14 protein-coding genes are annotated in these 12,649 nt (G+C 64.4%); 3 read left to right on the top strand and 11 right to left on the bottom strand.

The annotated features are described in order from the left end of the window. Window positions 1-30: 30 nt before the first annotated feature. Genes ACEQZ0_RS14160 through ACEQZ0_RS14140 form a run of 5 tightly spaced genes read right to left on the bottom strand, consistent with a single transcriptional unit; the run spans window position 31 to window position 2,831 of the window. On the bottom strand, window positions 31-534 hold the full coding sequence (locus ACEQZ0_RS14160; protein ID WP_370191693.1) for a hypothetical protein: 504 nt from the start codon (window positions 532-534) through the stop codon (window positions 31-33). Between the two features lie 5 nt (window positions 535-539). After that, the gene (locus tag ACEQZ0_RS14155) at window positions 540-1,295 is read right to left on the bottom strand and encodes an alpha/beta fold hydrolase (protein ID WP_370191692.1); all 756 of its coding nucleotides are present in this window, start codon (window positions 1,293-1,295) and stop codon (window positions 540-542) included. After that, window positions 1,292-1,735, bottom strand: a complete 444-nt coding sequence (locus ACEQZ0_RS14150; RefSeq protein ID WP_370191691.1) for a GFA family protein — start codon at window positions 1,733-1,735, stop codon at window positions 1,292-1,294. The genes ACEQZ0_RS14155 and ACEQZ0_RS14150 overlap by 4 nt, the downstream gene beginning before the upstream one ends. Then, window positions 1,732-2,187: a GFA family protein gene (locus tag ACEQZ0_RS14145; RefSeq protein WP_370191689.1), complete on the bottom strand. Its 456-nt coding sequence runs from the start codon at window positions 2,185-2,187 to the stop codon at window positions 1,732-1,734. The genes ACEQZ0_RS14150 and ACEQZ0_RS14145 overlap by 4 nt, the downstream gene beginning before the upstream one ends. Then, window positions 2,184-2,831 carry a 2-hydroxychromene-2-carboxylate isomerase gene (locus ACEQZ0_RS14140; RefSeq protein WP_370191687.1) on the bottom strand — a complete coding sequence of 216 codons (648 nt, stop codon included), beginning with the start codon at window positions 2,829-2,831 and terminating at the stop codon, window positions 2,184-2,186. Before ACEQZ0_RS14140 ends, ACEQZ0_RS14145 begins: the two co-directional genes overlap by 4 nt. Before the next feature lie 91 nt (window positions 2,832-2,922). Between ACEQZ0_RS14140 and ACEQZ0_RS14135 the strand changes: the two genes are divergently transcribed. Genes ACEQZ0_RS14135 through ACEQZ0_RS14125 form a run of 3 tightly spaced genes read left to right on the top strand, consistent with a single transcriptional unit; the run spans window position 2,923 to window position 6,016 of the window. After that, entirely contained in the window at window positions 2,923-3,369 is a 447-nt protein-coding gene (locus tag ACEQZ0_RS14135) for a MarR family winged helix-turn-helix transcriptional regulator (protein ID WP_370191685.1), read from the top strand. Continuing rightward, complete coding sequence (locus ACEQZ0_RS14130; protein WP_370191683.1) at window positions 3,362-4,429, top strand: HlyD family efflux transporter periplasmic adaptor subunit; 1,068 nt, start codon at window positions 3,362-3,364, stop codon at window positions 4,427-4,429. The genes ACEQZ0_RS14135 and ACEQZ0_RS14130 overlap by 8 nt, the downstream gene beginning before the upstream one ends. Before the next feature lie 3 nt (window positions 4,430-4,432). Continuing rightward, window positions 4,433-6,016 carry a DHA2 family efflux MFS transporter permease subunit gene (locus ACEQZ0_RS14125; protein WP_370191680.1) on the top strand — a complete coding sequence of 528 codons (1,584 nt, stop codon included), beginning with the start codon at window positions 4,433-4,435 and terminating at the stop codon, window positions 6,014-6,016. Here the strand turns inward: ACEQZ0_RS14125 and ACEQZ0_RS14120 are convergent, their stop codons facing one another. The 6 genes from ACEQZ0_RS14120 to trmD form a co-directional block, all read right to left on the bottom strand. Beyond that, window positions 6,017-6,571: a hypothetical protein gene (locus ACEQZ0_RS14120; RefSeq protein ID WP_370191679.1), complete on the bottom strand. Its 555-nt coding sequence runs from the start codon at window positions 6,569-6,571 to the stop codon at window positions 6,017-6,019. Then, window positions 6,568-7,593 carry an aspartate-semialdehyde dehydrogenase gene (locus tag ACEQZ0_RS14115; protein WP_370191677.1) on the bottom strand — a complete coding sequence of 342 codons (1,026 nt, stop codon included), beginning with the start codon at window positions 7,591-7,593 and terminating at the stop codon, window positions 6,568-6,570. The genes ACEQZ0_RS14120 and ACEQZ0_RS14115 overlap by 4 nt, the downstream gene beginning before the upstream one ends. A gap of 84 nt (window positions 7,594-7,677) precedes the next feature. Beyond that, the gene (locus ACEQZ0_RS14110) at window positions 7,678-8,865 is read right to left on the bottom strand and encodes an APC family permease (protein ID WP_370191676.1); all 1,188 of its coding nucleotides are present in this window, start codon (window positions 8,863-8,865) and stop codon (window positions 7,678-7,680) included. Then, window positions 8,862-11,009, bottom strand: a complete 2,148-nt coding sequence (locus ACEQZ0_RS14105; protein WP_370191674.1) for a DPP IV N-terminal domain-containing protein — start codon at window positions 11,007-11,009, stop codon at window positions 8,862-8,864. Before ACEQZ0_RS14105 ends, ACEQZ0_RS14110 begins: the two co-directional genes overlap by 4 nt. Window positions 11,010-11,395: 386 nt before the next feature. After that, entirely contained in the window at window positions 11,396-11,764 is a 369-nt protein-coding gene (gene rplS, locus ACEQZ0_RS14100; RefSeq protein ID WP_370191673.1) for a 50S ribosomal protein L19, read from the bottom strand. 12 nt (window positions 11,765-11,776) lie between these two features. Next, complete coding sequence (trmD, locus tag ACEQZ0_RS14095; protein ID WP_370191671.1) at window positions 11,777-12,625, bottom strand: tRNA (guanosine(37)-N1)-methyltransferase TrmD; 849 nt, start codon at window positions 12,623-12,625, stop codon at window positions 11,777-11,779. Window positions 12,626-12,649: the final 24 nt, after the last annotated feature.

Genomic DNA, 12,649 nt, shown 5'->3' with positions numbered 1-12,649 from the left:
CTACCGGATTGCACCTGTGCCGACGCTTAATCAAGCGCCGGGCGAACTCCATCGGCGAATGAGCAGTGCCGTGGCGATCGCGAGGAAACTGCTGATCCATGCGGCCAGTTTGGGAATTTGCATCGCCGCCACGATCGTCGCCAGCCGGTCGCTGCCTTCGTCAGCGAGCAACTGGTAAAGCTGCAGGCCTGTCTCGATCGTATCGGCAAGGTAGAATGCCGGAGCAGACGCCATGCCCACCAGACCGGCGACGCGTACCACGCCCCCCGCCCCAAGCAGGCTGCGCCCCGCGACGAAAGCTCCGGCGCTGTACAGCGTAATGAACACCATATCGCCCAGCATCGCCACGATGGCCAGCCATCGCAGGCCTGCCTCTCGCCAGGCGCGCTGGATGGTCTCGACGCGGTCGGCGCTGCCCGCCTGCTGGTGATCGAGAATGCCGTAATCCGTCGCCGCCAGAAGCATCACGCCCAGCGCAATCAACGGTATGAACAGCGCCAGCCCGATCAGCCACAGCCGCACATCGGGCTTCACGGCGCCTATCGCCGTTCTCCCAGCCAGTCGGCTATCGCCTGCCCCAGATCGGGCTTGGTCACACTGCTCATATGCGTGCCGGGCACTTCGACGAAGGTCGCGTCGGGCAGCATGTCGGCAAGCTCTTCCGCCGAGCCGTTGTCGCGGTCCTCGTCGCCGCAGACCACCAGCGTCGGCATGGCGATATTGTCGAGCAGCGCGAGGTCGAGATCGGGCATGGTGTCGAGCAGCAGGCGTGCCGCCACGCGGTCTACGCCCTGCGACTTGAGGAATTGCATCGAGAAATAATCGGGGTCGCCGCGGGGAATGGCATCGAAAGTGTCGATCACGCGGCGGAACTTGGCCGCCCTGCGATGCCATTCGCCCAGTCCCGCCGTGCCCATGCCACCGATGACGAGGTGGGCGGGTTCGAGCATACCATGCGCCACCGCGTGGAGCGAGGTGCGCGCACCGAGCGAGAAACCGCCGAGATCGAATTCCGCAAGGCCAAGATGATCGACCAGCGCCGCGACATCGCGCACCAGAACGTTGACCGGATACTTTTCCGGATCGTGCGGCGCCGCGCTTTCCCCGTGAACGCGGAAGTCGAGCATGATTACTTCATAGCCCTGCGCCGCGATCGCTTCGTGATGGCCCCACTTGATCCAGTTCATCTGCGCGCTGGAGAAAAGGCCGTGGAGCAGAACCAGGGGCCTGCCCTCGCCATGCCGATGGAACGCCAGCCGGGTACCGTCGAAGCTGTCGAAGAATTCGGTTTTCACTCGGGCACCTCGCCCGTCGCATCGATCCAGCGTTGGCTCAACACCGTGTGCTCGCTCAAGGGAATGCGCTTGAGGCTCGATGTGTCAATCCAGGCCTCGTGGATCTTCTCCGCGGCGAAATGCCAATGCGGTTCGATGCCGTAGGGATCGTCGAGACTGCCCACGGTGATGTCCATGTTCTCGCCCTCGTTGAAGGCAAAACCGAGCGGTGTGCCGCATTGTCTACAGAAAGGCCGGCGCGCGATGGGCGAACTTGCGTACCAGTCGGGACCGCTTTCCCAGGTCATGTCCTGTTTCGGCAGGTTGATGAAAGCGATCGAGACCCCGCCGGTCGCGCGCTGGCACATGCGACAATGACAGAGATAGGCCTGCTCGGGGTCGATCCGCGCAGTGTAGCGCACCGCGCCGCACTGGCAGCCTCCGCTCTTCGTCACCTTCATTGCCCTGCAATCCCCACAAATGTGACCCAGTCCTCGCTGGTTCGCGGTTGCTCGTCCATCGTCTTCGCATCTTCCGGCAAGCGGATCCAAGGCTGCTTGCTCCTAACCCACAGGTGAGCGGCAGGGACGAAGGAGGCACTGTTGTCGAGCGTGCCGCAGCGCAGGCTCGCAAGGCCGTCGCGACTGTCGTTGACGGCGTAGATCCGCGCCTTGCGCTTTGCGCAGCCGAAGATGCGTGAGTGCGCTCCGCTCGGCTGGTCGTAGTCGCCCGCATCCAGATCGCCGGAAATCTCAAGATCAGCCAGGGTGAACAGCAAGTGTTCGCTGAATGCCGAGCCGGTCCGGCTCTGGCACTCGGTGCAATGGCAGGCATAGGGATTGAGGCGGAAGCCATCGCGCAGGGTATAACGCACCGCGCCGCACAGGCATCCTCCGGTCAGTTCGCCCTTCATCGCCTCGCCAACCCCTGCTGCTCCATGCGCCACTGCGCCATTTCGATGCGGTCCTGGCCGAAGAAGGGCTCGCCATCGAAAACCAGGGTCGGCACCCCCCAATGGCCGGCGGCCTCGAGCGCGTCCTGGTTGGCGGCGATCTCGGCGTCGAGTTCCTCCGCCTGCGCCGCCACCTCGGCCTCCACTTCCTCCGCCTCCAAGCCCGCCCTCGCCAGCGCACCCGCCAGATGACTGCCCTCGTGCCAGCCTTCCTGACCGCCCCAGATCAGCTGACCTGCCTCATGCGCGAAGACGAGCCCCTTGCCGCGCCTTGCCGCGGCCTGCCCCATCCGGGTGACTCGGCGGATATAGGGCTGTTCGATCGCGATCTCGCGCGTCGCCGGGTCCTGGACGATCGGGTCGGGCCTCGGCGGGCCGAAGGCGATCCCGTGGAACTGCGCCACGCGCATCATGTCGCGGATGGTGTAGGCCATCCAGTTGGGATGATTGCGCTCGAAGAAATCCGGTTGCCTGATCGCCAGCGGATAGACCGGCCGCAGCGCGATATCGACGGCATACTCCTCAGCGAGGGCGCGGTACCGCCCTACTGCCAGGAAGCTATAGGGCGAGCGGAAACTGAAATAGAGATCGGCGGTCAGTGTCATGGGCCCTCCTAAGCATGGATTGTGGTTTTTCACACAGGGCTTTCTTTAATTGCAACTTGCAATAATAAGCTATGTTATTATATGCGCCGCCATGGAAACGAACATCGGCTATCTTCTCTCGGATAGCGGTCGGCTGCTGAGAAAGACCTTCGACGAGCGCGTGCGAAGCCTCGGTCTCACCGCCGTGCAGGCGCGTCTGCTGATGAGCCTGGTCAAGTTTCCGGACAACAATCAGGCCTTCTATGCCGAGCGGATCGAGGTCGAGCCGATCACCCTCACCCGCATCGTCGACCGGATGGAGGAAGCCGGCTGGGTCGAGCGCGTGTTCGACCCCCACGACCGACGCGCACGCCTGCTCCATCTCACCGACAAGAGCCGCGAAATCGTCGAACCGCTGCGCGGAATCGTCGATGCGCTGGTCGAGGACATGGCGGAGGGGCTCACTGCGCAGGAGCAGGACATGCTCGCGCGGCTACTCGAAAAGGTTTCGGCCAATCTTTCGGCCGAACGTGAAATCAGGAATGTCGCAAATGGCTGAGGCCGATCCGCAGATCCCGGTCGACACCGTGGAACCCGCCGAAGCTCCCGCTCCCAAGCGCAAGTGGGGCCGCATGGCGCTTATGTTTAGCGTTCCCCTGCTATTGCTCGTTGCTGGAGGGATCTACTGGCTCTCGCTCCAGGGCAAGGTTTCCACGGACAATGCCTATGTCCAGCAGGACAAGGTTTCGGTCAGCGCGCAGGTTGGCGGCGAGATCGTCGAGGTCCTCGTCGGCGAAGGCGACACGGTGCAGAAGGGCGACCTGCTGTTCCGCATCGATCCCGAACCCTACCGCCTGCAGATCGCGCAGGCCGAAGCGGCCATCGCCGGGGCGCAGGCCAATGTTACCGCGCTGGCCAATTCCTCCGACCTGTCGGGTGCCGACATCGCCGCCGCGCGCGAGGATATCGCCTTTGCCCAGTCCGATTTCGAACGCAAGGACGCGCTGTTCAAGCGCGGCTTCGTGACCAAGGCGGATCACGATGCGGCTCGCCATCGCGTCAACCAGGCGCGCGAAGCGCTGCGTCAGGCCGAGGCCCGGCGGCAGGCCGCGCGCGCCAAGCTCGCTACCGGCAGCGCCGTACCGGGTGAAAATCCACAGATCGCGGCAGGCAAGGCACAAAGGGCCGTTGCCGAACTCGCCCTGCGCCGCACCGAAGTGCGCGCACCGGGCGCCGGCCGCGTCGCGCAGGCCGATCGTCTCCAACGTGGCCAGCAGGTCGTCCAGGGGCTTCCCGTGCTCACGCTGGTCGCCGACGGAAGCAGTTATGTCGAGGCGAATTTCAAGGAAACCGACCTTGCCGACATGCAGGTGGGCCAGCCTGCCGAAGTGCATTTCGATGCCTATCCGGGGCTCACGCTCAAGGGTCACGTCGAATCGATCGGTGCGGGTACCGGGAGCGAGTTTTCGGTCATCCCCGCGCAGAATGCGACCGGCAACTGGGTCAAGGTGACACAGCGCGTCCCGGTGCGCATCGCCATCGATCAAAAGAGCCCGCGCCCGCTGATCGCCGGCCTGTCGAGCGAAGTGACCGTCTATACCGACGGCAAGAAGCACTGATCCATGGCCAGCCGTGCGGTTCCCGCAGGTGGCGCGAGCGCGCCCGATCCGGCGCATGACGTCGCGCAGCTGCCGGTCGCCAATCCGGGCATTCTGATCGTCGGGATCATGGCGGCCTCGCTGTTGCAGGTTCTCGACACCACGATCGCGAACGTCGCGATCCCGCACATGCGCACCGCGCTCGGCGCGACGACAGAGACGATCACTTGGGTGCTGACCAGCTATATCATCGCCAGTGCCGTGGCGCTGCCGATCACCGGCTGGCTGGCCGACCGAGTAGGCGCGCGACGCCTGTTCATCCTGTCGGTCGCAGGCTTCATCCTCTCCTCGATGCTGTGCGGCATGGCGCAGAACCTCCAGGAGATGGTGATCTTCCGCGCGCTGCAGGGCGTGACCGGGGCCTTCATAGCGCCGCTCAGCCAGGCATTCATGCTCGACACCAACAAACCGAGCAAGCACGCCCAGATGATGGCGCTATGGGGCATGGGGATCATGATCGGTCCGATCCTGGGACCGGTTCTCGGCGGCTGGCTGACCGAACAGGCTAACTGGCGCTGGGTGTTCTACGTCAACCTGCCCATAGGCATTCTCAGCCTGACGATCCTGTTGACGCAGCTGCCGCACCGCGATGTGGTCAAGCGGCGTTTCGACCTCGCGGGCTTCGTCCTTCTGGGGGTGGCGCTGGCAAGCTTCCAGATGCTGCTCGACCGGGGCCAGACGCTCGACTGGTACGACAGCTACGAGATCTGGCTGTGGACCTTCCTGTTCATTTCCGCGACCTGGATGGCCGTGATCCATCTGGGCACGGCGGACGACGGCCTGTTCGACCGCGCGCTATTTCTCGACCGCAACTTCGCCATTGCCATGGGTTTCATGCTGGCGATCGGAGTGGTGATGTTCGCCACCATGGCATTGCTTCCGCCGATGTTGCAGCAGCTGATGGGCTACGACGTGATCGATACCGGGCTCGTCCTCATGCCGCGCGGTATCGGCGTGCTGGTGTCGATGCAGATCGCCGGAATGGCGATGCGTCGCAATCTCGACCCGCGGCCCGTCGTTGCAACCGGGTTCATCATCTGCGCGATCTCGCTTTACGAAATGGCGCAGTGGTCGCTCGGAGTGGACCGCTTCCACATCGTCGCTTCGGGGCTCGTACAGGGGCTCGGCATGGGCCTCGTCTTCATTCCGCTCAACGTCAGCGCCTTCGGCACGCTGCCGCCACGCCTGCGCACCGACGGGTCGAGCCTGCTCAACCTGTTCCGCTCGCTCGGTGCTTCGGCGGGGATCTCGCTCACTACGGTCATGCTGGCGCGCAATCTGCAGACCGCGCATGCCGACATCGCCTCGAACGTCACCGGCGCCTCGGTGTCGAACATGATCGACGTCGGCACGGTCGACCGCTACCAGAACCTGGGTGAAATCGCGCTCAAGCTACTTGATCTAGAGGCCAACCGGCAGGCCGCCATGGTCGCCTATATCGACGATTTCTGGATGATGATGTGGATTACGCTGGCCGCCGTTCCACTGGCCTTCGTCATGCGCAAGCCGCAGCCGCGACCGGGCCCCATGCCTCCGCCGGACGATTGATCAACGAAAGAAGCAGCTCACCCCGGCCTGCAGCGCGGTGACGGTGACCCCGTCCTCGGCGAAGCCGGTGATCGTCCCGAAATCGGCAGTGGTATATTCGAATTCGCCCGGCAGCGTCGTATCGAGTTCGCGCACCTGCCGTTCGAGCTTCAATCCCTCCAGCGTCGTCACGCCGGGGCGTACACCGTCCGACGTCGCCATGCCCTCGCCTGCGCGCAGGAACCAGCCGCGGAGCACGCCATCCATATAGGCGAGCTGCAGCGGGCCAAACTGGCTGAAGTCCATCGGGCCGGCACCGCATTCCTCGTTCCGCGAGGTCTCGGGCGAGGAGCCGAGAGCCCTGGCGATCGCCCCGTCGACCTCGTCGCGCGGGGCGCCGAAACGCAGTGGTTCCGCGCCCATCGCGCGGAGACCGTCGGCGTCGAGCACCACCTGCACGCCGGCGAGCGGGTCGTCCGCGGGCGCGACCTTTTCGGAGGTTTCGGTCGTAGGTTCGGACTGGCCGCAGGCCACGAGCGCCAGCGGCAGGACAACGAGAGCCGCTTTCCGGATCATCCCTTCTTGAGGCATTCGCGACCGAGAAGTTCGGCGATCTGCACCGCATTGAGCGCCGCACCCTTGCGGAGGTTGTCCGAGACGCACCATAGCGTGATGCCGTTGTCGACCGTCGGATCGTCGCGCACGCGGCTGATATAGGTGGCGCTGTCGCCGGCGCTCTCGACGGGGGTGACGTATCCCTCGTCCTCGCGCTTGTCGATCAGCATGATCCCCGGAGCCTCGCGCAGGATCTCCTGCGCCTGCTCCGCGCTCAGCTCGTTCTCGAACTCGATATTCACGGCTTCGGAATGGCCAACGAAAACCGGCACGCGCACGCAGGTGGCGTTGAGCTTGATCTTGGGATCGAGGATCTTCTTGGTCTCGACCACCATCTTCCACTCTTCCTTGGTCGAGCCATCGTCCATGAAGACATCGATGTGGGGGATGACGTTGAAGGCGATCTGCTTGGTGAACTTCACCGGTTCGATCGGGTCGCCGACGAAGATCGCACGGCTCTGCTGGAACAGCTCGTCCATTCCCGCCTTTCCGGCGCCCGAGACCGACTGGTAGGTCGAAACCACCACGCGCTTGATCGTCGCGGCATCGTGCAGCGGCTTGAGTGCCACGACCAGCTGCGCGGTCGAGCAATTGGGATTGGCGATGATGTTGCGCTTCTTGTAGTCGTGGATCGCGTCCGGGTTCACCTCGGGCACGATCAGCGGCACGTCCGGGTCCATCCGGTATAGCGAACTGTTGTCGATTACCACGCACCCCGCAGCGGCGGCCTTGGGAGCGTATTCCTTGGCCGGGCCGCTACCCGCGGCGAAAAGCGCGATGTCCCAGCCCGCCCAGTCGAAATGCTCGATATTCTTGCATTTGAGCATCTTGCCCGTATCGCCGAATTCGACCTCGGTTCCATGCGAGCGGCTGCTGGCGACGGCTGCCACCTCGTCGCAGGGGAACTCGCGCTCGGCGAGCACCTGCATCATCTCGCGCCCGACATTCCCGGTCGCACCGACCACGGCAACACGATAACCCAATTCAAATCTCCACTATGAGTGCGTGGCCGAGATAGCGATTGCTTGCGCGCCCGCAAGCTCACATTCGATTGCGTAGGCGAAAGCTCAGACAATCCCTGCAAAATGCGCGATCAGGACGAGAAGCGCACCGAACGCCCCCACCGTTCCCGGGAGCGTGATCCAGCGCCGTCCGACTCCCTCTTTCAAAGCCAGCGCATTGAGCGTTCCGAACACCAGCAGGAAGACAAGGCTGGCGCCACTCACCAGACCGTCGAGACCGCCAAGCAAGGCCAGCGCTAGGGCGAGTGCCGCAAGCGCCAGCACTGCCCACTGGGGCGCCCCCTTGCGGTTCCGTTCTCCCAGGCGTTTCGGCAAGGCGCCGTCCTCGGCCACTTCGCGGGCAAGGCGGGCGGAGGAAAACAGTGTGGCATTGATCGCGCTCGCGGTCGAAAGCGCGGCGGCGAGCGTCACGAGGACCAATCCCGGCGTTCCCAAAGCGGCCTGTCCCGCCTGCGACAGCGCGACTTCCCCGTCCTCGATCACCGCACGGGTGCCTGTCAGCATAGGCACGGCCAGCGCGACAAGAACATAGATCGCCGCAGCGCTGCCGATGGCGAGCGGCATGATGCCCCCCATGACACGCTTGCGATCCTTCATCTCGTCGTAATCGTAGGCGACGAGCTCGAAGCCCTCGTATGCCATGAAGACACTGGCCGCCCCCACCACCACGCCGAGCACACCGGGTTGCGCATCGATCGATAGCTTCGCCACGTCGAAATGCGCCAAGCCGAACACGGCCAGCCCGGCAAGGATCGCGAGCTTGACCACCACAATGGCGATTTCAAGGCCCGCCGCCTGCCCCGCCCCGCGCAGGTTGATCACGGTCATCGACAGGATTGCAAAGGCAGCCATCGCCTGGGGCAGCCAGCCTGGTCCGCCGACCGCATGGCCGACATAGGCCCCGAAAGTGTAGGCATAGACCGCGCAGGTCAACACATAGCCGGCCAGCAGGATCCAGGCCGACCACTCGGCGAGACGCCTGAATTTCAGATCGCGCAGGAAGCTGTAGATGCCGCCCGGCTCGTCGCGACTGACGGTGAGCGCCGCGAGGCTGTGGCCGGTCGCGTAGGCGACCAGACCGCCGAGCACGAAGCTGAGCGCGGCCCAGCGCCCGGCGCTCGATATGACCACGCCAAGCGTCGAAAATATGCCACCGCCGACCATGCCGCCCACGGCAATCGCCCAGACGGCCGGAAGGCCCAGCGAAGCCTTGCTATCGGCATGTCCGCTCATTGCGGCGGTGTCACCCCATGGGCTTCGAGAAAGCGGAACACGGTGTTGTAGCGATGCGGTGAAATCAGCTCGCCCGCCACACGATGGGTATAGCCGGGATAGAGCATCATCTCGAAAGGCACATTGCCCTCCTGCATCTTCGCAATGATTTCGGTTGCGTTCTCGAACACGACATTGTCGTCGGCCATGCCGTGGATGATCAGCAGCGGATCGGCTATCTTGGTCGCATCGGGAATGGCGCTCGACGTCGCATAGGCGGCGCCGTCGGCCTGCGGCGTACCCATGTAACGCTCGGTGTAATGGGTGTCGTAAAGCTCCCATTTGGTCACCGGAGCGCCCGCTATCCCCGCCGCATAGAGGCCGGGATCGGCCTGCAACTGCTTCAATGTCATGTAGCCGCCGTAAGACCAGCCATCGATCGCGATCTTGCCGGGATCGACGAAGTCGAGCGTCTTGAGGAACTCGGCCCCGGCCTTCTGGTCGCGCACCTCGACACCGCCCATGGCGCGGTAGATCGGCTGTTCGAAATCGACCCCGCGGTTGGCGCTGCCGCGATTGTCGAGCGCGAACCAGATATAGCCCTTGTCGACGATCGCTTGCCGTAGCGCACCGTCCCAGCCCCTGGTGACGATTTGAGGTCCTGGCCCGCCATAGTGGTAGAAGAACACCGGATAGCGCTTGCCCGGCTCCAGCTCGGGCGTGACCATTTCCCAATGGAGCGGCGTCCCGTCCTCGGCGGGCAGGGTCCCGTATCGCGTCGGCCGGTGGCTGGCGAGGTAGCGAGCGTAGGGATGATCGGCGTCGAGCGCATTCTGCTCGATCCAGGCGAGGCGATTGCCCTGCTGGTCGGCGATATAACTCTGCGGCGGGGTCGCATCGTTCGAGCGCGTGACGACGAGCGTCTGCCCTTTCTCGTCCATCGTCGCCGAATTGGCATAGTCCGCATCGGTCAGCAGCTGCGGCTCGCCCGGATCGGCGAGGTCGAGTGCGTAGACTTGCTGCGCGAGCACATCGTCCTTCGTGCCCTGGAAGAATATCCGGCCCGTCGGCTGGTCGATCCCGACGAGCTTCGTCACCACCCATTCGCCGCGGGTCAACTGCCTCCAGTTGCCATCGGCGTAGTGATAGAGATGTCCGAAACCGTCGCGCTCGGACCACCAGACCAGGCTGCCGTCATCGAGCCATTTGTAATTGTCGGACAGGTTGACCCAGTAATCCTCCCTCGCCGCGCGCTCGGTGAACAGCACCTCGCTCGTGCCCGTCGCGGGATCGACCTCGAGCATGTCGAGCACGGTCTGCGCGCGGTTCTCGCGCTGGACATAGAGCGCACTGCCATCGGGCGCCCAGTCGACACGGGCCACGTAGATGTCGCTCTCTTCGCCGAGATCGACCTTCACCCGGTTGCCGCCGTCCGGATCCATCACGAAGAGATCGACTGCCGCATTGGCGCTGCCGGCCACCGGATAGCGCTGCTCGTAGACCTTGGTGCCCGTTGCGCCGATCGCCGCGCGCGTGACCACGCCGACCATGCTTTCGTCGAAACGCTCGACCGCGATACGGCGGTCGTCGGGGCTCCACCAATAGCCCGTGTGCCGGTCCATTTCCTCCTGCGCGACGAATTCCGCCTCACCCCAGCGCACGTCTTCGCCTTCCTGCGGCGTGATCGGCCGGGCCTCCCCGCCCACCTCGCCGACCCAGAGCTGACGGTCGCGCACGAAACTGACATAGGCGCTCGTCCCGCTGAGCGAGGGATTGAGCTCGCTTTCCTCGGTGTCGGTAAGGCGTTCCACGCCGCCGCCGATGCGCGCGAAATAGAGGTCGCCATCGAGCGGGACGAGCACCCCATCGCCCTGCCGGGTCCACTGGTATTCGATGATGCCGCGCAGATTGCCGACACGCGCGCGTTCGCGCTGCATCTTCTCGTCCTCGGACAATTCGCGGCCCGTGCCGAGCGCCTCGCTGTCGACCAGCATCGCCCATTCGCCCGCGTCGCGGTCGTAGGCCCACAGATCGTAGCGCTCGCGATCGTCCGCGCGATTGCGCAGGAGCGTGAGATAGCGCCCGTCGGGAGAAAGCTTCACCTTGCGCGGCGCCGGCCCGTCGAGGCTGGGCGAGGCGAACACGCGTTCGAAACTCAGTTTCATGGGCGCGGTCTCCGTGTCTTGCGCAGTCTGGGCGGCGAGAGGCGCGGCGAGGCAGGTGCCGAGGGCCAGAGCCGCGGCGAATGTCAGGTGACGCAAAGATATCTCCCCATCGATGTCGCGGGAGTGATGGAGAATAGCGTCTCCCCGTGCAAGCCGGGGCGCGGCCTTCATGCCTAAATTCAGGTTAAGCGCGAACGGTATGGTCCGGCTAACGCCTGGTCGCGACAAGGTAGCGCGATCCCGTGCGGCCATTGCGGCTCAGTGGCCGGGCGGGGTTGTGCCAGGGAAGCCAGAATCCGGTCTACGATCACGGCTCCTGCGAAAAAGGGCGGCCTTCCCACCGGAAGGCCGCCCCAATCCACTCGCGAAGAGTGATGCTTGCGTACTTACGCCTTGGGCGCGTTGTCGCGACGTTCGGCGATACGCGCGCGCTTGCCGGTACGACCGCGCAGGTAGTAGAGCTTGGCGCGACGCACGATACCGCGGCGGACCACGGTGATGCTGTCGACGATCGGCGAGTAGAGCGGGAACACGCGTTCCACGCCTTCGCCGAAGCTCATCTTGCGCACGGTGAAGTTGCTGCCCATGCCGCGGTTCGAGCGGGCAATGACAACGCCTTCGAAATTCTGGACGCGTTCGCGGCTGCCTTCGACAACCTTGACGCCGACGCGCACGGTGTCACCGGCGCGGAATTCGGGAATGTCCTTCCCGAGGTTCTCGATAGCTTCTGCTTCGAGCTGCTGAATGAGGTTCATCGAACCGTATCCCTAGTCTTTTCGCCGCGCGCCAGAGGCAGGTCGGTCCCGATCGCCACTGTAGCGATCCCAAAGGTCCGGCCTGCGTAACCGTGTGTCTTCCTCGCTCCTCGCCTTGCGCCAGGCAGCGATTTTCGCATGATCCCCCGATCGCAGCACTTCAGGGATCGTGCGCCCTTCCCATTCCTGAGGTCGGGTGTATTGCGGATATTCGATGAGCCCGTTCTCGTAGGACTCCTCGACTCCGCTATCGGGCGCGCCCATTACTCCGGGAAGCAGGCGAATGCAAGCGTCGAGAATCGCCAGCGCGGCGGTCTCTCCGCCCGACAGGACGATATCGGCAAGGCTGACCTGTTCGATTTGCGGATAGGCCTCGAAAATCCGCTCGTCGAAGCCTTCGAAACGGCCGCATAATATGGCGACACCAGGTCCAGCCGCGATCTCGCGGATGCGCTGCTGCGTGATCGGCTTCCCGCGCGGGGTCATGGCGAGGATGGGGATAGCCTCCCCCACCGGGGGAGGAGGACCTTCCGCAGGATGGTGGAGGGGCACGGACTGCTGCTCGGAACCGTTCTGATCAGGCGACAGTGCCCCTCCACCGTCTGCGCCGGTTCCCCTCCCCGTATCGGGGAGGATGCTGGCGATCGCCGCGCCGATGACATCGGCCTTGAGTACCATGCCAGCCCCGCCGCCTGCGGGCGTATCGTCGACGGTGCGGTGCTTGTCGCTGGCAAAGTCGCGGATCTGCACGGTTTCGCACGACCAGTCCCCACGCTCCAGCGCCTTGCCTGCAAGCGAGACGCCCAGCGGCCCGGGAAACATCTCGGGATAGAGGGTCAGGATGGTGGCGGCGAAAGTCATGGGCCGCGCCTTTAGCGGGACTCT

It is taken from the genome of Qipengyuania sp., assembly GCF_964227205.1.
Taxonomy (GTDB): Bacteria; Pseudomonadota; Alphaproteobacteria; order Sphingomonadales; family Sphingomonadaceae; genus Qipengyuania.
The sequence above is the reverse complement of the archived record's forward strand: the minus strand, read 5'-3'. Positions and strand labels throughout refer to the sequence as shown.

Coding starts and splice junctions, on each gene's coding strand:
- ACEQZ0_RS14150 (WP_370191691.1), bottom strand. CDS start 1,735: ATGAAGGTGACGAAGAGCGGAGGCTGCCAGTGCGGCGCGGTGCGCTAC.
- ACEQZ0_RS14110 (WP_370191676.1), bottom strand. CDS start 8,865: ATGAGCGGACATGCCGATAGCAAGGCTTCGCTGGGCCTTCCGGCCGTC.
- ACEQZ0_RS14120 (WP_370191679.1), bottom strand. CDS start 6,571: ATGATCCGGAAAGCGGCTCTCGTTGTCCTGCCGCTGGCGCTCGTGGCC.
- trmD (WP_370191671.1), bottom strand. CDS start 12,625: ATGACTTTCGCCGCCACCATCCTGACCCTCTATCCCGAGATGTTTCCC.
- ACEQZ0_RS14125 (WP_370191680.1), top strand. CDS start 4,433: ATGGCCAGCCGTGCGGTTCCCGCAGGTGGCGCGAGCGCGCCCGATCCG.
- ACEQZ0_RS14105 (WP_370191674.1), bottom strand. CDS start 11,009: ATGAAACTGAGTTTCGAACGCGTGTTCGCCTCGCCCAGCCTCGACGGG.
- rplS (WP_370191673.1), bottom strand. CDS start 11,764: ATGAACCTCATTCAGCAGCTCGAAGCAGAAGCTATCGAGAACCTCGGG.
- ACEQZ0_RS14140 (WP_370191687.1), bottom strand. CDS start 2,831: ATGACACTGACCGCCGATCTCTATTTCAGTTTCCGCTCGCCCTATAGC.
- ACEQZ0_RS14145 (WP_370191689.1), bottom strand. CDS start 2,187: ATGAAGGGCGAACTGACCGGAGGATGCCTGTGCGGCGCGGTGCGTTAT.
- ACEQZ0_RS14130 (WP_370191683.1), top strand. CDS start 3,362: ATGGCTGAGGCCGATCCGCAGATCCCGGTCGACACCGTGGAACCCGCC.
- ACEQZ0_RS14135 (WP_370191685.1), top strand. CDS start 2,923: ATGGAAACGAACATCGGCTATCTTCTCTCGGATAGCGGTCGGCTGCTG.